Consider the following 18,351-nt stretch of genomic DNA (forward strand, 5'->3'; position numbering starts at 1 on the left):
CCATGAACCACAAAACCGTGACTCCACGACGCCAACCAATGCCCGAGGACATTCAACGCCAACTGTACGGCCCCGAGCGAGACCAGTGGCGGGATCACCCCCACTATCTGATCAGCGACGCACGGGCCCTGCAACGTAACCACCGCAACCTGAAGCGACAGGCCAGGCAGTATCATGGCGCCCTCACCCATATGCTGGAAATAGCCGATGCTGAGAGAAAGACGGACAGCAGTCGCCAGCTATTCACGACTATTGGCCACCATGGTCGCAGCCTGCTGAAAAATCTGCACAGTCACCATGGCTTCGAGGACAGCAGTGTCTTCCCGATGCTACGCCAACATCACCCAAGACTGGCGGCAGGCTTCGACATACTGGAACAGGATCACCTTGCGCTGGATGCGTTACTGGCTGATATCGACCAACAACTTGACCACTTCCCGGCGCTGGCCAACGACCTGCAAAAACTGGAAAACGCTCATCAAAAAGCGTCAGAGCTGGAGGCGTTACTGCATCGTCATATGGACGACGAGGAAGACATTATTGTGCCTATCTATTTGCTGTAAATGCCATTATTTGCATTTTATTGAACGGAACAATTCACATTCTTTTGCACTTGTTGTGCGCCCGTTGGCGAACCTTGAATGGACACCGGGATCATACTAGTCACGATCAACAAACAAGGAGTGAGCCATGAAAAGCGCAGCAGTTGCCGCCCTCAGTATCGCCGGGGCCGTGGCCATCGCCGGTGTCGGCTACGGTGCCTACCAGACCATGACCCCGGCCACCTCAGGCTATGCGGAAGTGGTGAATGTGGACCCGATTGTGAAAACCTGGCAGGAGCCCCGTGAAGTCTGTCAGCAAGTGACCGTGCAACGGCAGAAGCCGGTCAAGGATGAACACCGGATTACCGGTAGCGTGGTCGGCGCGGTGGTCGGTGGCGTGATCGGCCACCAGTTCGGCGGCGGCAGTGGTAAAGATGCCGCCACCGCCGGTGGTGCCATTGCCGGTGGTGTGGCCGGCAACCAGATCCAGAAAGGGATGCAGGAAAAAAACACCTACACCACCACGGAACAGCGTTGTAACACCGTGATGGAAGACAAGAGTCGTACTGAAGGTTATGACGTGACCTATGTCTTCAATGATCAGGAAGACACCATTCGCATGGACAAGAAGCCCGGCGAACGGTTGCGCATTGAAGATGGGAAAGTGGTTACCCAGTAACCGGAAGCCGTTGCGAGCAGCGAGTGGCGAGGAGCGAAAGGCCAAACCGGTTGGCTCTTCGAAACTCGTTACTCGTCACTCGCTTGCCCCCTTTCTGCAATCACGCCCGCATTGCCCCCTAGCCCGACAGTACCGACACAAAGGTCTGGATGATGGTCGCGTTGGCGATATCCACGATAAAGCCCCCCACCACCGGCACGATGATAAACGCCAGCGGCGACGGCCCATGATGCTGGGTCACCGCCTGGATATTGGCCACCGCCGTGGGCGTGGCCCCCATGGCAAAGCCGCAATGGCCAGCGCAGAGAACCGCCGAATCATAATTGCGTCCCATCAAGCGGAACGTCACCAGAGTAATAAACGCCAGCGCCAGCCCTACCTGCACCAACAGCATGGCAAGCATGGGCAGGGCCAGATCCACCAGCTGCAGTAGTTGCAGACTCATCAGCGTGATCGCCAGGAAAATCCCCAGTGCGGTATTGCCTACCACATCGATGGTAGCATCGTTCACCTGCCACAGACGCCGCGCCGTATTGCCGAGAACAATGCAGACAAACAGCACCCACACGAAGGTGGGCAAGCGAAACACGGACGCGAATTCTTCCGCCGCCACGGTGCCAACCACCACCCCCACCGCCAGCAACATCATGATGCGAATCACGCTGGCGGAAGAGATGGGCCGGGGCGTTTCCGCCTCGTCATGCCCGGCATCTTCCACCGCCGCTCCGTGGGCGGGGGCGGCGAGCCGGTAGCGGCGAATCAGAAACATGGCCAGCGGCCCGCCCAGCAGGGCCCCGAAGATAAGACCAAAGGTGGCGGAAGCCGCCGCCAGCTCACTGACGCCAGTAAGGCCAAAATCCCGCTCGAAAACGCCCGCCCAGGCAGCCCCTGTGCCGTGGCCACCGGTCATGGTCACCGAGCCGCCAATCAGGCCGTACCAGGCATCCAGCCCCATCAGCTTGGCCATCATCACACCGACCAGATCCTGCAGAGCCACCAGCACGATCACCAGTACCGCGAACAGCAGCATGGCCCAGCCGCCCCGTCGTAACAGGCGAAAGTCCGCCGCCAGGCCCACGGCGCCAAAGAAGAACAACATGGCGGGGGTTTTGATGCTCTCATCAAAGGTCAGGCTGATCCCGGACACCTGCATGACCGTCACAATAATGGTGGCCAGCAGGCCGCCCACCACCGGCTCGGGCATATTCAGCCGGGACAGCAACTCGACCTTGTGCACAATCCACTGACCCGCGCCCAGCACCAGCAATGCGACCATCAGGGTTTCCATGGCGGAAAACTGCATCCCTTTCTCCTTGTTCGCGGCTGGGGAGCCGCCAATTGATCCGCTATACTGCCCGCGACAACTGGAAGCTGTTATGAATCGCGAGAAACGAACTGAAATCTTTACCCGCCTGCGGGACCAGAATCCTCACCCCACCACCGAGCTGGAGTACAGCAACGATTTCGAATTGCTGGTGGCCGTGGTGCTGTCTGCCCAGGCCACGGACGTGGGGGTGAACAAGGCCACCGCCCGGTTGTATCCGGTCGCCAATACACCGGAAGCGATCTTCGCCCTGGGCGTCGACGGGCTTAAAGAGTACATCAAGACCATCGGCCTGTTTAATTCCAAGGCCGAAAACATCATTCAACTGTGTAAAATTCTCATCGAGCAGCACGACAGCCAGGTGCCCCGCACCCGCGAAGCGCTGGAAGCGCTACCCGGCGTGGGCCGCAAAACTGCCAATGTGGTACTCAATACCGCCTTCGGGCTGCCCACCATGGCGGTGGATACCCACATCTTCCGAGTGTCCAACCGCACCCGCATTGCACCGGGCAAGAATGTGCTGGAAGTGGAAAAGCGGTTAGTGCGACTGGTGCCGGAGGAATTCCTGCGCGATGCCCACCACTGGCTGATTCTGCATGGCCGCTATGTATGCACGGCACGCAAGCCCAAGTGCGGCGAATGCCTGATCGCCGATTTGTGCGAGTTCCCGGCAAGTCAGCGGCCTTCGTAAACGGCGATTGAGCCCCCCGCCGGCCGTTGCTACTCTGGGATTTCACGGTTCAACCGACGAAGGGACGCGATATGAAACATCCCCTCTTGCTGGCAGCGACGCTGGCCCTGTGCGCACCGGTTATGGCTGGCGACCTTAAGCCCGGCCTGTGGCAGATCAATACCACCATGGAAGGCGACAATCTGCCACCACAGATGCGCGCCCATACCCAGCAGGATTGCCTCAGTGCCGATCAGGCCGAGGACGTGGTGACCGCCCTGCGCAAGGACTGGAACGCTGAAGGCTGCGACCTGGGCCAGGTGGATCGCAGCGGAGACAGTCTGAGCTGGGAGGCTTCCTGCAACCAGAATGGCATGCAGAGCACCATGAAAGGTTCAGTGACGTTGCACAGCGACACCCATTACACCAGCGTCATCGACATGACCATGCCGGGCAACCAGATGGTGTCGACAAGCGAAGGAAAATGGGCCAGCTCGGATTGCCCTGAATAAGAATTGGCGGTTCGCCTTGCCAGCAAGGCTCCAAAGAAATCATCACCTACCACCTAACCGTTGGAGCCATGCTTGCATGGCGAAGGGGCTTAGTCAGATGGTGATACCGGTCATACACCCTTCGCCATGCGAGCATAGCTCCAACAGCGCAGCGAGGCGCTTCATAGCTTCCCGGCAAACACCTTCTCAAAAAACGCCAACACCCGCTGCCAGCTGTCTTCCGATGCACCTGCATCAAATTTTGAGCGCAGCGGCGGCAGTGGCCCCAGTTTCTTGAAGGTGAAGGTCTGGTGGTCATTCATGAAGGAATGGCCCACGTCTTCATAGGTCTTGATATCGTGGGGCACGCCCAGCGCCTCCATGTGTTTTGCCAGACGATCACCATGGTCACCATAGATCATGTCTGTGCGACCCCAGCCACCGACTGCCGGGCAAATGCCGGTCACATCTTTGACGTTTTTCGGGATACCGCCATAGAACGGTGCCACGACCTGCACCGGTGCCTGGCTGGCGTAGAGCACCGCAAAACGCCCGCCCATGCAGAAGCCCATGACACCCACCTGGGTCACCGCCTCCTCGCCCTGATTGAGCAACCATTCCCGGCAGGCTTCCAGCTGCTCGAAGGTCTGGCCCTTGCCGGTCTCATGGGCCTTCAGGGTTTTCACCACACACAGGGCCTTGCTGCCGGGCAGATCGTAGAGGTCCGGCACCAACACCGGATAACCGTTATCCGCCAGCCGCTGGGCAATGCGCTCGATATCCTCGGTATAGCCGAAGATGTCATGGATAGCGATCACCGCCGCCTTATGGGGATTAGCGGTTTCGGGGCGCAGCCAACGGGCACGCATGGTGTGGCCGCCGGGGATGGGAATGCCTACAGGTTGGTTGGACATGGGAAGACCAATGAATAGTTAATAGTGAATAATGAATAACGAAAACCAGAGGCTACTACTAGCCGGGGCAGACATCCCTGTCCATCGGGGCCACTCCACTTCGTTATTAACTATTAATTATTCATTATTAATTGCTTCTCACCCTTCCTGCATGGCCACCAACCGCGCCTCCTGCAGGGCGGCGGTGCGGTGTCGGGTGGCTTCCCGGTATTCCGGGTCGGCCAGCATGGACGCAAAGGCCTGTTTGGAGGGGTAGCGGACCAGCAGCACGTCGTCCCACTTCTCTCCTTCCGGGGCAATCACGCCTGCCAGGGCCTTGCCCTTCCAGACCATCTCACCGCCGACACCGCGCACCTTGCCAAAGGCCACGTCGGAATATTTCTGGTAGGCCTCGCGCCCACTGTAGTCTGCTTCGCCATCCTTGTAGCGCGCGGTGTCGTTAAAACGCAGCAGATTCAGCATGACGATGGGGGTATCGTCCGGCAGGGACGCCAGAATCTCGGGCAGGCGCTGCGGGTTGGGATCAATAACCGGTTTCTCTGACATGGTGACTCCGTGTGTTTTTTCAGTGAGGCCGAGTCTTCATTAGGGCTTCGCCTTGCCAGCAAGGTACCAACGGCAGGCTTTACCCGAAATGTCCCCGGCAAGACCAGAAGTCCAATCCCTACCCTGCCGCCATATCCGAAAAAGGGACAGGGCCAATCACGACACCCTGCACGCCAAAGCGGTCACTGTGTTGCCAGGGTAATGTGTTCCGCTGCACACAGGCTTTCCAGATCGGCCAGACTCTGCGTCGGGCAGCGCAATGTCATCGCCACCCGCTGGCTGTACTGCACGTCCAGGACCGCTGCTCCATTCTGCTCCGCCCAGTGTCGAAGACGTTGCTCCAGGGGAAAGTCCAACGTCAGCTGGCAGGTACACTGCGGAACGCTCTCCACCCGTTCTACTTCCGCCAACACCGTTTCCGCGGCAGCCGCATAGGCACGAACCAGGCCGCCGGCGCCCAGTTTCACACCACCGAAATAACGGATCACCACCACCAGCACGTCACTCATGCCCTTGTGCTGGATCACATTGAAAATGGGTTTGCCGGCGGTGCCGGAGGGTTCGCCATCGTCATTCATGGCCGCCTGGGCAGACGCCGGGCTGCCCAGCAGATAGGCGTAGCAATGGTGACTGGCATCCGGATAAAGGGCTCTGGCCTCGTCGATGATTGCCATGGCCTGTTCGCGGCTGCTCACCGGCCGAAGCCAGGTGATAAAGCGGCTTTTGTTGATCAGCAGCTCCCGGTCAACGGGACCGGCGGGAACGGGATAACCTTTGATGGCTGACTCCGGGTATCACTGACAGGAAACGGCTATGGTAAGGTAATTGCCGTTGTTATCCGAATACGTGACCCGCCATGACCGACCCCCTCCGCCGAGACAATCACAGCCTGCGCCGCCGCAAACAGCTGGCCGTTGGTGTCGCCCTGCCTGTCAGTGGCGTGATCTTCGCGCCGTTGCTGTGGGCCCTGTATCAGGATGGCAGCATTGTCTTTCTCACGCTGAGCGCCCTGCTCTGGCTTGGCGCCGGCCGGTTTATCTATCACTTGCTGGCACCGGATGAAAAAGGGCGGCCCATGGCCGCCCGCGATACGGATCAGTGATCCACGTAGAGGTAATGTTGCCAACTCATCATCCGCAACAGCATGCGGCGGATGATGGCCACATGGTGAAGATGCTCCGAATAAACCGCGGCCTGGGCGCTGACCCCCATCGGCAACGCATCCACACTGTCATTGGCTTCCAGCTCAATAATCGCCAGGGCTTCATTATCCATGCGCCGGAAGGCATCACCGCCGATCAGCTGCTGACCCGCAGACAGTTGGGCTTCGGCAATCGTTGGCAACACTTCCACCAGCTTGCCGGTGAACACCTCCCCCGGTAACGAGGTGAAGGTGACCTCCGCTTCACTGCCGGGCTGCAAGCGCAGCAGGGATTGCTGGCGGAACGCCGCCACGTAGCGCCGTTTCTCACTGTTGACGAAGTTGGCCAGCGGCTTGAGCGGCAACGGTACCGCCATCATGCCAGGCCGAACCGCCAACTGGGTGACAAACCCATCCATGGGCGCGCGAATGATGGTGTTTTCCAGATCAAAACGGGCCTCTTCCAGTTGCGCCTTGATGGCCGCCACCGCCGGGTCGTCACCATCCACGGCCCCGTTAAGCTGCGATTCTGCCTTGGCCAGTGCAGCACGGGCGGCATCCAGGTCCGCCTTGGCTGCCGTCACAAGTTCACGCTGGGTATCGACCTGCTGCTTGCTGAATGCCGACAGCGCGCCTTCGTAACGACGCAGGGTACGTACCGCCTGATCACGTTTGGCCGTCGCCTGGGCAACCTTGGCGCGCGCTTGCGCCACAGAGGCCACATTGCCTTCTGCCAGCTGACTGGTGTCGGCCAACTGGGCTTCCAGTTGGGCCACTCTTGCCTGATAGCGGGTGTCATCCAGAATCACCAGAGGATCGCCCTTCTTCACCGGGGTGTTCGGCGTGACCGGGACTTCCAGAACCCGGGCGCGCACCTCCGGCACTATCGGCGTTACCACATAGACCTGACGGACCTTGCGGGTGAATGGATGGTTGTAGTTCATGGCCAACACCATGGCGCCGACCAGCACAACGCCACCGAGGATTGCGGTGGGGACCGACCATTTATTCAGCGGAATCTTGAAAAGTTTGAAGATAAAGACACAGATCGCGGTATAGGTTAGGAGGATGAGCATTTCCATCAGGCTTTCTCCTCCAGCTTGCGTTCCAGGCTGGCAATGCGCTCAGCCTGGGCATCCAGCTTTTCCTGCAAGGCAACCAGCAACGCCTCGTCCGCCCGCTGCTGCTCCTGTATCTGCTGAAAGCCCCAGCCCCGGTCAGGGCGATAAAGCGTGGCCCAGATCCACAGGAAAGGCCACAACACGTGCAGGGTAAACAGGCTCACCCAACCGGCCACATGAATCGCATCCTGATGGGGGTGATTGCGTTTTTTTGCTATTTCATAGGGAATATCGTGGATAACGATGATGCCGTAAAACAGCACCAGCGCCACGAATATCAGTAACCCCAGAGCCAGATAACTCAACATCCAATCCTTCCCCCATTGGTTTACGGCGAGTTCCCCCTCGCCGTTAGTTCATCTCAGTGCCAATGCACAGTACAAACAGAGATGGCTACAGATCCCGCCCGCAGCCACTGTAGAGCGTTTCGTTGTGGGTCACCTTCACCTGATACTCAAAGCTCTCGCCACTCATCGTATCCTCGCAGGGCGTTTCGATGATTTCCACTTTCAGCTGTGCGGTGTCAGTCTCGGCCAGGTAAATGGTTTCCGTGCCTTCAGTCTGGGCGCCCGGGTCGGGAGTGGTGACTTCGGTTTCACCGTAATCCCCGACAAACATCAATTTATCTTCCGGATAAATCGCCAGATGCCAGCCCGGCTCATTTCCCACCGCCCAGAAAGTGGCCCCCGCTTCCCTTGCGCCTGCCATGCCGGTTTTTGGCGGCTCCGCAGCAACTTTCTGCAGCATGATGGTGGCATCCTCACCGCTGGCTCCTTCACCCAGCTCCACCGTGTGCCGTTCGGTTGTGGTCCATAACAATTGCCCTTCCGGGCCACGAATCTCTGCACGCAGCGCATAGGCCATGGGGTGCTCATGCACCACCGCATCTCTGGCATAGCGCAGGGTAAAAGGGACCGGGACCTGCCCCGGGTCATCGATGTGTTGTTCGGCGATCACGGTGGAGGGTGCGTCTGCCAGCGAGACATCTTCAAGCCTCACCGTGAGGGTGGCGCCTTCCGGCATGGCCATACGCTCGCGGTACATGATTTTGCCGCTGAGAACCTGCTGCTCGGTTTTTTCACTCTGTTGCGTCATGGCCGGTTGGTCGCTTTCGGATTCCGGTGTTTTCTGGTCACAGCCGGAGAGGCCCACCAGGGCAATTAGCCCGGCGCCACCAAGCAACACGGGAAGGGAGCGGAGAGTCGGTGTCAAAGATCGCATAATGATTCCTTTTGGTCGTCAGCGTGTTCAGAGTCTCTGCACGTGCGGCGGTTCCCTGCCGAGGTAACACTATTAAATCAAGCCACATAAAAAAGCAGCCTCGCGGGCTGCTTTTTTACCTTTCTTCAAGGTTTTCACCTATACGGTTACGACCAACTCCACATCAATATTGCCGCGGGTGGCGTTGGAGTAAGGGCATACCTGATGGGCTTTTTCCACCAGCGTCTGTGCCTGCTCCTGATCCAGCCCGGGGAGATTCACATTCAGGGTGGCCTGAATGCCGAACCCGCCACCCAGCGGACCAATGCCCACCTGACCGGTAATGGCAGTTTCTTCCGGCAGGGACACCTTGGCCTTGCCGGCCACCAGTTTCAGGGCGCCAAGGAAACAGGCCGAGTAACCGGCGGCGAACAGTTGCTCCGGATTGGTTCCCTCGCCGCCCGGACCACCCAGGGCCTTGGGGGTGGTGAGTTTGACGGACAGCTGGCCGTCATCGCTGGCGGCGCGGCCATCACGACCGCCGGTGGCTGTGGCTTTGGCTTCGTACAACACTTTTTCCAGACTCATCATGCTCTCCTTTTATGTGCCTTCATGTGATTTGCTGCACCGTTCAATACGCACGATTTAATCGTGCACTATTTAGTGAAGCGAAAACGTGCAATTCTGCTTCCTGGCCGGGCCCCGGTAACGGCACCGGGCAACCCAACCCATTCGCTACGGAATCAATCTTCCGCGGCCAGCCGTGAACGCAGCGCATGTAACTCATCACGCAGCTGGACCAGTTCTTCCGGACGGCACTGGCTGGCGCACAATACCGCTTCGGGCACTTTCTCCGCCTGGTCGCGCAAGGCCTTGCCGGACTGGGTGAGCGTCACCTCCACATGGCGTTCGTCCGGCCGACTACGCTGGCGCAGCACCAGCCCCAAGCCTTCCAGTCGCTTGAGCAAGGGGGTGAGCGTCGCAGAATCGAGAAACAGGCGTTCGCCGATTTCCGATACGGACAGCCTGTCCTGCTCCCACAGCACCATCATCACCAGATACTGCGGATAGGTGAGTCCCAGCTCCTTCAACAGCTTGCGGTACACCTTGCTCATGGCAAGCTGCGCGGAATACAGGGCAAAACAGACCTGCAGGTCCAGCTTCAGCCAGGAGGTATTGTCAGGAGCGTCATCGTTCATGGGCTTACTTTAAATAGCGCACTATTTAATAGCAAGCACCTTTTATTGGAGCCTTGCTCGCAAGGCGAATGGCGGGACGAAAACCCCGGCTTGCCGGGGCTTCAGAGTCTTCAGCGTCGCGCTATCAACCGAAGGCCGGAATCCCGGTCTGGGCACGGCCCAGAATCAGGGCATGCACATCATGGGTTCCTTCGTAGGTATTCACCGCCTCCAGATTCATCACATGGCGGATCACGTGGTACTCATCACTGATCCCGTTGCCGCCGTGCATGTCGCGGGCCTGACGGGCAATGTCGATGGCCTTGCCGCAATTGTTGCGTTTCATCAGCGAGACCATTTCCGGCGCCCAGTGGCCGCTATCCATCAGCCGGCCCAGCTGCAATGCGCCCTGCAGGCCCAGGGTGATTTCCGTCTGCATGTCCGCCAGCTTTTTCTGGATCAGCTGTGTCGCCGCCAGGGGCCGACCGAACTGCTTGCGGTCCAGGGTGTATTGCCGGGCCGCCTGCCAGCAGAATTCCGCCGCGCCCATGGCGCCCCAGCTGATCCCGTAGCGGGCCTTGTTCAGGCAGCTGAACGGCCCTTTCAGCCCTTCCACGTCCAGGCGGTTTTCGTCCGGCACAAAACAGTCGTCCAGCATGATCTGCCCGGTGATGGAAGCGCGCAGGGAGAACTTGCCTTCTATTTTCGGGGTGGTGAAACCGTCAAAGCTGCGCTCCACCACAAAGCCGGTGATCTTGCCGTCCAGGTTGGCCCATACCACTGCCACATCGGCAATGGGGGAATTGGTGATCCAGGTCTTGGCACCGTTGAGCAGGTAGCCACCGTCCACCTTTTTGGCGCGGGTGCTCATTGAGCCCGGGTCAGAGCCGTGATCCGGCTCGGTAAGCCCGAAGCAACCCACCCACTCGCCGGTGGCCAGTTTCGGCAAGTATTTCTCACGCACCGCTTCACTGCCAAAGGCATGAATGGGAAACATCACCAGCGACGACTGCACGCTCATGGCCGAGCGATAACCGGAATCCACCCGCTCCACTTCCCGGGCCACCAGGCCGTAGCTCACATGGTTCACCCCGGCGCCGCCATACTGCTCGGGAATGGTGGGACCGAGAAAACCGAGCTCCCCCATTTCCGTCATGATTTCCCGATGGAACACCTCGTGCCGGTTCGCTTCCAGCACCCGGGTCATCAGTTTGCTCTGACAGTAATCATGGGCCGCATCACGGATCATGCGCTCGTCTTCGGTGAGCTGGGTTTCCAGCAGTAAGGGATCGCTCCAGATAAAGTTTTGCATCGTCAATGTCTCAGCCAAATCATGTTCAGTAAGTTGACAGTTGATAGTGGACAGTTGACAGCGAGACACCAAGAAATTGGTTTGGTTTTAGCTGTCAACTTTCAACTGTCCACTATCAACTATGTTGGTCATTGCCTTTCAATCACCATGGCCACACCCTGGCCAATGCCAATACACAGGCTGACCAGCGCATAACGGCCACCACTGGCCTCCAGCTGGCGCATGGCGGTGAGGGCCAGGCGCGCACCGGATGCCCCCAGTGGGTGCCCCACGGCAATGGCCCCACCATTGGGGTTAAGGCGTTCATCATCGCCAGCTAACCCCAGCTGTTTGCAACAGCCCAGTACCTGGGTGGCGAACGCCTCGTTGATCTCGATTACATCCATCTGCGCCAGGGTGACACCGGCCCGGGCCAGTGCCTTGCGGCAGGCCTCCACCGGGCCCAGGCCCATGACCCGTGGGGCCACACCAGCCACCGCACCCGCCAGAATACGGGCGCGCGGGGCAATGCCCGCCGCGTCACCAGCAGCACGGGAACCGATAATCAGTGCCGCCGCACCGTCATTCACGCCGGAGGCATTCCCTGCGGTGATGATGCCACCCTCAACGATAGCAGGCAGTTTTGCCAACTTTTCAGCGGTGGTGCCGGCGCGGGGATGCTCATCCTCTGTCACCGTCAGCGGCTCTTTCTTGCGGCCCTGGGGAACAGTCACCGGCAGAATCTCTTCCCGGTAGAAACCCTGTTCCTGGGCCGCCTGGTAGCGCTGCTGGGAACGAGCGGCAAACGCATCCGATGCCTCACGGCTGATGCCCAGGTCGTCGGCCACGTTCTGGGCAGTTTCCGGCATGGTGTCGCCACCGAACTGGCTGAGGATGGCCGGGTTGGGGAAGCGGGCACCGATGGTGCTGTCGAAAATGGTCATATCGCGGCTGAAGGCTTTTTCGGCCTTGGCCATTACGAACGGCGCCCGGCTCATGGACTCGGTGCCGCCGGAGACAATCAGCTCGCCCTCGGCCACCGTCACCATACGCGCCGCATCCAGCGTCGCCGCCAGGCCACTGCCACACAGGCGGTTAACGGTAATCCCGGCCACGGATTCCGGCAGCCCCGCCAACAAGCCGGCGTGACGCGCCACGTTGCGGGCATCTTCACCGGCCTGATTGGTATTGCCGATCACCACGTCTTCATAGCGGGACAGCTCGAACCCGTTGCGCTGTACCAGCTCACGGATCACCCCGGCCAACAGGTCATCCGGACGCACCGGCGCCAGGGCGCCACCATGGCGACCAAAAGGGGTTCGCAAGCCATCGTAGATATAGGCATCCAGCATTTGCACTCTCCCGGGAGCAGCAAGCTACAAGCTGCAACGCGGACCGGCATGGCGATAAACGAAAAACGCCCTCGCCGCGTTTCACTCTGTTTAATCATGCAACGGCATGGCGACACTGAAGATGAAGCGCGGAGGAAACACTTTCAGCCAGCCCGTAGCTTTACCGTGTTGCAGCTTGTAGCTTGAAGCTTGCCCCTTCTCTGTCCGCTGTGCGGAATGTTATTTTGAAAACTTGACGGGCAGAATAGGCCGTGACAGAGTGCGATGCAAGTGATTCGCCTCGCGGTCACGCCCCCAAAAGACCCAATGTTACCGCCGGACCCGACCATGATTCGTGATGCCGAAATCCTCAGCCAGTTGACCGATACCATTGCCCGCTTTGTCCGTGAACGACTGGTGCCTGCTGAACAGCACGTGGCTGAGACGGACACCATTCCCGATGACATTGTCGCCGACATGAAGGCCATGGGGCTATTCGGTCTGTCGATCCCCGAGCAATACGGCGGCCTGGGGTTGACCATGGAAGAGGAAGTGCTGGTGGCCTTTGAACTCGGCCGCACCTCTCCGGCTTTCCGCTCCCTGATGGGCACCAATAATGGCATCGGTGCCCAGGGCATTCTCATTGATGGTACCGAAGAGCAAAAGCAGAAGTACGTCCCACCGCTGGCCACCGGCGAGGTGATCGGCGCCTTCTGTCTCACCGAACCGGATGTGGGCTCTGATTCCGGCTCAGTGAAAACCCGCGCCCAACGGGACGGCGATCACTACATTCTCAATGGCACCAAACGCTACATCACCAATGGTCCCCATGCGGGCCTGTTTACGGTAATGGCCCGCACCAACCCGGAGATCCAGGGGGGCGGCGGCATCACCGCCTTTATTGTGGAAGGCGATACCCCCGGCATTTCCCGCGGCAAGGCCGACGTGAAGATGGGCCAGAAAGGCGCGCACACCTGCGACATCATTTTCGACAATTGCCGGGTGCCCGCCGAGAACATTATCGGTGGCAAGGAAGGGGTAGGTTTCAAGACCGCCATGAAAGTGCTGGACCGGGGCCGCCTGCATATCTCTGCGATCTGTGTGGGTGTGGCCACGCGACTGATTGAAGACGCAGTGAATTTTGCCGCCGAGCGCCAACAGTTCGGCAAGCCCATCATCGAACACCAGTTGATTCAGGCCATGCTGGCGGATTCCCGGGCGGAAATGTTTGCCGGCCGCTCCATGGTGCTGGAAGCCGCCCGCAGCAAGGATCGGGGTGAAAAGGTCAGTCTGGATGCGTCCTGCTGCAAGTTGTTCTGCTCTGAAATGGTCGGCCGCGTGGCCGACCGTGCCGTGCAGATTCACGGCGGTGCCGGCTATATGGCGGACTATGCGGTGGAACGCTTCTACCGCGACGTGCGCCTGTTCCGGATCTACGAAGGTACCACCCAGATCCAGCAGATCGTCATTGCCCGAGAACTAGCACGCCAGGCAGCACAATCATGACCCTCTCTGTAGGAGCTATGCTTGCATGGCGAAGGGCCCGCTGATTCGCCATGCAAGCCCCCAAGGGGATCTTCGACATGCTCCTACGGCAGGCAAACCACACGCTTAACGCTACCCTCCCCCTGTGCATGCTGGGCACCCTGCTGTTTCTGGTGTTCGACCTGCAAGCCGGGGGCTGGCTGGCGCGCATCGCACTGCTGCTTTATCTCCTGGTGCAATGGCCCCGCCAGACCCGGATGGCAAAGGGGATTCTGCTGGTGGTTATCGCCATGGCCGCTGTGGTTGTCTGGCGTGACGCCCAGCCCGTTCCCATTCTGTTAGGGGCGCTGGATCGGCTCTGTTTCTTTGCCACCTTTGTGTCTTCCCTGGGGCTGCTGCGAGTCTCCGCCATGCGCTCGCGGCTGGTGCGCGAGGCCGGCACGACCCTGATCCGCCAGAAACCGGCCCTGCGTTATCCCACCCTGTCAATGGGCACGGCCCTGTTCGGGGTGATCATCAATATCGGCGTGCTCAATCTGTTTGGCGCCATGGTACTGCGCAGCAATACCCTGAAAGCCGCCGGCGGCCATGAGGACATCCAGGCGGCGCGGGAGCGACGCATGATGCTGTCGATTCTGCGCGGGTTTGCCCTGGCGCCACTGGTCTCGCCTCTGGGTATCACCATGGCAGTGATCCTGGCCAATATGCCGAGTCTCACCTGGGCCACACTGGCGCCGGTGGCACTGCCCACCGCCGGCCTGTTCTTCCTGCTGGGATGGTGGCTGGACTGGCAATTACGCCCCGGCCATCTGGCCAGCCGGGTGCCACACACCGCGCCACCCTCCCTGACACCACTGTGGCAATTCACCCTGCTGGCGCTGGCGATCACCCTGAGCGTTTTCGCCGTGTCGGTGACAGCGGACCTGCGTTTGCCCGTGGCAGTGCTGGTAGCCTGCCCGCTGTCAGCAATACTGTGGATGGCCCTGCAACGGCGGCGGCTGGGCGGCGGCACCGGCTTGCCCCGGGCCCTGACGTTACTGGGGAGACATTCACGGCTGATCTTTGGCGCCAATCGGGGAGAAATTGCCGTGCTGGGCGGCTCCGCCTGCCTGGGCGCCCTACTGACGCCTCTGATTGACCAACACCTGTTACACGAGCTGCTGCAAGCCACCCACCTTCAGGGCGCCGCCATGGCCGTGGCCGCCATGTTGCTGGTGGTGGCGCTGGCACAGGTAGGGCTCAACCCGATCGTGTCAGTCACCTTACTGGCATCCTTGCTGGGTGATGGGGTCGGCGCCGACCCACGCCTGCTGGCCGTGGGTCTGATGTGCGCCTGGAGCCTGTCGATGATTTCCTCGCCGTTCACTGCCTCCATGCTGGTACTCAGCCAATTGATCGGCCGGTCCGCCTATCGAATTGCCTGGCGCTGGAATGGAGTGTTCTTTTTGCTGGTGGTGCCGATGCTGGCGTTATGGATTGGCGTATTGGGGCAGTGGTTGTGAGGGCAGCTACAAGCTACAAGCTACAAGCTGCAAGGCGCGGGCGAGCCAGGAATAAACTGCCAGGCCGTGCCCGCGCTACCGCGTTGGTTGAAACGCGGAGGAAAACGCTGGTCAGATGGCTATGCCGTTTTCTGCGCCTTGTAGCTTGCAGCTTGAAGCTTGAAGCTTGTAGCTTGTAGCTCATCGTCTTGATCAGGCCGCGAAGTGCCAGACACCATTACGATCTTCCCGCTGCACCCTCCCCTGCTCCACCAGACAATTGAGGTGAGCAATGCTTTCGCCCATGGCAAACATGAGCTGTTGCACATCCAGTTCCCGACTAAACATGACCGGAAGCATGTCGTGGGCATTGTGGGGGTGCTGACGGCAGGCAGCCTGCACCTGATCCAGTTGCTGGTCATGGTGGTCCGCCAGTGCATTGATGCGCTGGTGCAAGCCTCGGAACGGCAGACCATGGGCGGGCAACACCAGGGTGTCCTGGGGCAAGGCATCCCGTATGGCCTTGAGGCTGCCCACGAAGGCGGCCACCGGGTTCGCTTCCGGTTCCGTGGGCCGCACCATCAGATTGCTGGAAATGGTCGGCAATACCTGATCGCCACTGATCAGCAGACGATCACTTTCCCGGTAAAGGCACAGGTGCTCGGGGGCGTGACCGCGACCGATATGAATCTGCCAGCGCTGGCCATTGATGGTCAGGCTGTCAGCGGCGCCGACAAATTGTGGGTCCACCGGCATGGGCATCACCACGCGACGAAAGCCGTTACCCTTGCCGGCCACCTTGTCCAGGTTGTCGCCCTGCAGGCCATGGCTGCCGAGAAAATGTTTGAAGCGTTCGATGGTCTGTTCGTCGCTGGCGTCGCAGATATGGCTGGCCAGTTGCCATTCGCCCCGACTCATGATGACCGGCGCCTGGCAGTGTTGCTGCAGCCAGCCGGCCATGCCCAGATGGTCCGGGTGGTAATGGGTGACGATGATGCGGGTCACCGGTTTGCCGTCCAGCTGTTCGCTGAGCAACTGTTGCCAGATTTCCCGGCTGCGGCGGACTCCCAGCCCGGTATCCACGATCACCCAGCCATGGTTATCTTCCAGCAACCAGAGATTGATATGGTCGAGGGCAAAGGGCAGCGGAAACCGCAGCCAGTAAACCCCGTCGGCCACCTTGAAACGCTGACCTGCCGGCGGCAGATCAGTGAACGGATAGTGTAAGGACATAACGAACCTTTTCTTCACCACAGAGCCCTATCGTAGGAGCGTCGCTGGCGGCGCGATAAACAACGCTGAATATCGCGCCGCCAGCGACGCTCCTACGGGAAGAGAGTCTATTTTTCCGGCACGCTGTGCCGACTCATGTTTTAAAGGAGCACAACCATGCGTGCCTGGTGTATTGAGGATCAGCAACTGCAACTGGACACCCTGCCGGACCTGCAACCGGGGCCGGAGGAAATTTGCGTGCAGGTGAAAGCCATCGGCGTAAACCGGGCGGATCTGTTGCAGGTGCTGGGCCGCTACCCGGCACCGCCGGGCACCGACAGTCGCATTCCCGGGCTGGAATACGCCGGGGTGGTCAGCGCCGTGGGGGCGCGGGTGCAGCAACGGAAAGTGGGTGATGCGGTGATGGGCCTGGTGCCCGGTTGTGCCTATGCGGAACAGGTTGTCACCCATGAACGGGAAGCGCTGACCGTTCCCGATGGCATGGACTTCGCCCGCGCCGTCACCCTGCCCGAAGCGTTTCTGACCGCTTACCGGGCCCTGTTCCTGGAAGGCGGTTTGCAGCCTGGCCAGTGGTGCCTGATTCGTCCGGCCACCGCCGGCGTCGGCCTGGCCGCAACGCAACTGGCCGCAACGCTGGGCGCCCGCCCCATCGGCAGCAGCCGCGACCTGAGCAAGCTGGACACGGCCACCGACATGGGGCTGGCGGCCCAGGTTTGCGAGGACGACACCTTGAAAGCGCAGCTGGATGCGTTGACCGAGGGTCAGGGAGTGGCGGTGATTCTGGACATGGTTGGCCCGGACTGGAATGTCCTGCTCGGCGGCCTGCGTGCCGAGGGCACCCTGGTGAATATCGGCGTCCTCGGCGGACTGAGCACGGAGCTGAATCTGGGCGCCCTGCTGATGAAACGCCAGACGCTGAAGAGCATGACCATGCGCAGCCAGCCCCTGGAGAACCGCATCCGTATGGCGCAGCTGTTCAATGACCGTCTTGCGCCCCTGTTTGCCAGCGGCCGCCTGCTGCCCCTGCCACTGGAAACCTTCCCCTTCACCGACGCCAAAGCCGCCCACGAGCATATGGCCGGGAACGACTTCAGTGGCAAGCGAGTGATTGTGGTTGGCGACTGACATGCACAAGGCCCAGCGTGAAACAGTATTTGAAATACTATTTCACGCTTTCTGCCCGCGCCTCAATGACCAAAAACATCAGGTTGACCGAATCTCGGAACCTGCCAGAAGGGCTGGCCAGAATAATCCTTTTAGACCACGTCACCGACCAGAGCCTTGCTCCCCACGCGACGGTTTGAAGACGCAGGAGCAGATTCGACGCTTCGCCTTGCGAGCAAGGCTCCAACGGTTTTGCCGGGTATCAGAACGTGAAGCCCACCCCCAGGTGGAAGGCGTACACATTCATGTCCGCCACAAATTCCGCATCACCCACTTCCGCGAATTGATACTGGGGAAGCCCCGGGGCGCGAATAAAGGTGCGCTCCACCTTGGCTTTCACTTCCTTGACGCTGATGTACTTGGCGTCCGCCGTCAGCCACCAGTGGTCACTCAGCCGCCAATCGGCACCTATCTGCCCCACCCAGCCAAATTTATCCTGAATCTCCAGTTCCGGTTCTCCCACTTCCGTGAGAATCGGGTTGGTGACATGGCTGTCGTAGGTAAACAGATACACGGCTCCCAGACCCACATAAGGCCGGAAGTTGTGGTCCAGGCGGAAT

21 protein-coding genes are annotated in these 18,351 nt (G+C 59.9%); 8 read left to right on the top strand and 13 right to left on the bottom strand.

Going from position 1 to position 18,351, the window contains the following annotated elements:
- Nucleotides 1-2 precede the first annotated feature (2 nt).
- Both A0251_RS07885 and A0251_RS07890 read left to right on the top strand, forming a co-directional pair.
- Nucleotides 3-563, top strand: coding sequence for a hemerythrin domain-containing protein (locus A0251_RS07885; RefSeq protein ID WP_062816303.1), 561 nt, complete (start codon nt 3-5; stop codon nt 561-563).
- Nucleotides 564-690: 127 nt separating this feature from the next.
- The gene (locus A0251_RS07890) at nt 691-1,221 is read left to right on the top strand and encodes a glycine zipper 2TM domain-containing protein (protein WP_062816304.1); all 531 of its coding nucleotides are present in this window, start codon (nt 691-693) and stop codon (nt 1,219-1,221) included.
- 118 nt (nt 1,222-1,339) lie between these two features.
- Here the strand turns inward: A0251_RS07890 and gltS are convergent, their stop codons facing one another.
- Nucleotides 1,340-2,524 (bottom strand): sodium/glutamate symporter, encoded by a 1,185-nt coding sequence (gene gltS / locus A0251_RS07895; RefSeq protein ID WP_062816305.1) that lies wholly within the window; start codon nt 2,522-2,524, stop codon nt 1,340-1,342.
- A gap of 73 nt (nt 2,525-2,597) precedes the next feature.
- On the opposite strand from gltS, the gene nth reads away from it, so the two are divergent.
- Together nth and A0251_RS07905 are read left to right on the top strand one after the other, a co-directional pair.
- Entirely contained in the window at nt 2,598-3,236 is a 639-nt protein-coding gene (gene nth / locus A0251_RS07900; RefSeq protein ID WP_062816306.1) for an endonuclease III, read from the top strand.
- A gap of 71 nt (nt 3,237-3,307) precedes the next feature.
- A complete protein-coding gene (locus tag A0251_RS07905; protein WP_062816307.1) occupies nt 3,308-3,727 on the top strand; it encodes a DUF3617 domain-containing protein in 420 nt (139 codons plus the stop codon).
- Nucleotides 3,728-3,888: 161 nt separating this feature from the next.
- Here A0251_RS07905 and A0251_RS07910 read toward each other — a convergent pair whose 3' ends face one another.
- From A0251_RS07910 to A0251_RS07920, 3 genes are all read right to left on the bottom strand, one after another.
- Nucleotides 3,889-4,620, bottom strand: coding sequence for a dienelactone hydrolase family protein (locus tag A0251_RS07910; protein ID WP_062816308.1), 732 nt, complete (start codon nt 4,618-4,620; stop codon nt 3,889-3,891).
- Nucleotides 4,621-4,758: 138 nt separating this feature from the next.
- Nucleotides 4,759-5,166 (bottom strand): DUF1330 domain-containing protein, encoded by a 408-nt coding sequence (locus tag A0251_RS07915; protein WP_062816309.1) that lies wholly within the window; start codon nt 5,164-5,166, stop codon nt 4,759-4,761.
- Nucleotides 5,167-5,348: 182 nt separating this feature from the next.
- Nucleotides 5,349-5,945 carry a YigZ family protein gene (locus tag A0251_RS07920; protein WP_062816310.1) on the bottom strand — a complete coding sequence of 199 codons (597 nt, stop codon included), beginning with the start codon at nt 5,943-5,945 and terminating at the stop codon, nt 5,349-5,351.
- 77 nt (nt 5,946-6,022) lie between these two features.
- On the opposite strand from A0251_RS07920, the gene A0251_RS07925 reads away from it, so the two are divergent.
- Nucleotides 6,023-6,268: a hypothetical protein gene (locus A0251_RS07925; RefSeq protein ID WP_062816311.1), complete on the top strand. Its 246-nt coding sequence runs from the start codon at nt 6,023-6,025 to the stop codon at nt 6,266-6,268.
- On the opposite strand, the gene A0251_RS07930 is transcribed toward A0251_RS07925, so the two are convergent.
- The 7 genes from A0251_RS07930 to A0251_RS07960 all read right to left on the bottom strand — a co-directional run bounded on the left by A0251_RS07930 (nt 6,262) and on the right by A0251_RS07960 (nt 12,449).
- Nucleotides 6,262-7,389 (bottom strand): HlyD family secretion protein, encoded by a 1,128-nt coding sequence (locus tag A0251_RS07930; RefSeq protein ID WP_062816312.1) that lies wholly within the window; start codon nt 7,387-7,389, stop codon nt 6,262-6,264. The two genes, A0251_RS07925 and A0251_RS07930, sit on opposite strands and share 7 nt — an antisense overlap.
- Nucleotides 7,389-7,736, bottom strand: a complete 348-nt coding sequence (locus A0251_RS17715; protein ID WP_062816313.1) for a DUF3302 domain-containing protein — start codon at nt 7,734-7,736, stop codon at nt 7,389-7,391. Before A0251_RS17715 ends, A0251_RS07930 begins: the two co-directional genes overlap by 1 nt.
- An 85-nt stretch (nt 7,737-7,821) precedes the next feature.
- On the bottom strand, nt 7,822-8,649 hold the full coding sequence (locus tag A0251_RS07940) for a YbaY family lipoprotein (protein ID WP_062816314.1): 828 nt from the start codon (nt 8,647-8,649) through the stop codon (nt 7,822-7,824).
- A 138-nt stretch (nt 8,650-8,787) separates the two neighbouring features.
- On the bottom strand, nt 8,788-9,216 hold the full coding sequence (locus A0251_RS07945; RefSeq protein ID WP_062816315.1) for an organic hydroperoxide resistance protein: 429 nt from the start codon (nt 9,214-9,216) through the stop codon (nt 8,788-8,790).
- Nucleotides 9,217-9,371: 155 nt separating this feature from the next.
- Nucleotides 9,372-9,827: a MarR family winged helix-turn-helix transcriptional regulator gene (locus tag A0251_RS07950; protein ID WP_062816316.1), complete on the bottom strand. Its 456-nt coding sequence runs from the start codon at nt 9,825-9,827 to the stop codon at nt 9,372-9,374.
- A gap of 124 nt (nt 9,828-9,951) precedes the next feature.
- Nucleotides 9,952-11,118 carry an acyl-CoA dehydrogenase gene (locus A0251_RS07955; protein ID WP_062816317.1) on the bottom strand — a complete coding sequence of 389 codons (1,167 nt, stop codon included), beginning with the start codon at nt 11,116-11,118 and terminating at the stop codon, nt 9,952-9,954.
- A 128-nt stretch (nt 11,119-11,246) separates the two neighbouring features.
- Complete coding sequence (locus A0251_RS07960) at nt 11,247-12,449, bottom strand: 3-oxoadipyl-CoA thiolase (RefSeq protein WP_062816318.1); 1,203 nt, start codon at nt 12,447-12,449, stop codon at nt 11,247-11,249.
- Between the two features lie 327 nt (nt 12,450-12,776).
- On the opposite strand from A0251_RS07960, the gene A0251_RS07965 reads away from it, so the two are divergent.
- Both A0251_RS07965 and A0251_RS07970 read left to right on the top strand, forming a co-directional pair.
- Nucleotides 12,777-13,934, top strand: a complete 1,158-nt coding sequence (locus A0251_RS07965) for an acyl-CoA dehydrogenase family protein (RefSeq protein ID WP_062816319.1) — start codon at nt 12,777-12,779, stop codon at nt 13,932-13,934.
- 77 nt (nt 13,935-14,011) lie between these two features.
- Nucleotides 14,012-15,415: a hypothetical protein gene (locus A0251_RS07970; RefSeq protein ID WP_231874187.1), complete on the top strand. Its 1,404-nt coding sequence runs from the start codon at nt 14,012-14,014 to the stop codon at nt 15,413-15,415.
- Nucleotides 15,416-15,607: 192 nt separating this feature from the next.
- Here A0251_RS07970 and A0251_RS07975 read toward each other — a convergent pair whose 3' ends face one another.
- Complete coding sequence (locus A0251_RS07975; RefSeq protein ID WP_062816321.1) at nt 15,608-16,627, bottom strand: MBL fold metallo-hydrolase; 1,020 nt, start codon at nt 16,625-16,627, stop codon at nt 15,608-15,610.
- A gap of 156 nt (nt 16,628-16,783) precedes the next feature.
- Between A0251_RS07975 and A0251_RS07980 the strand changes: the two genes are divergently transcribed.
- Entirely contained in the window at nt 16,784-17,752 is a 969-nt protein-coding gene (locus tag A0251_RS07980; RefSeq protein WP_062816322.1) for an NAD(P)H-quinone oxidoreductase, read from the top strand.
- A gap of 241 nt (nt 17,753-17,993) precedes the next feature.
- Here A0251_RS07980 and A0251_RS07985 read toward each other — a convergent pair.
- A partial coding sequence (locus A0251_RS07985; RefSeq protein ID WP_156478264.1) for an OmpW family outer membrane protein occupies nt 17,994-18,351 on the bottom strand: 358 nt, incomplete at its 5' end.

Source organism: Alcanivorax sp. NBRC 102024 (assembly GCF_001602235.1).
Classification (GTDB): Bacteria; Pseudomonadota; Gammaproteobacteria; order Pseudomonadales; family Alcanivoracaceae; genus Alcanivorax.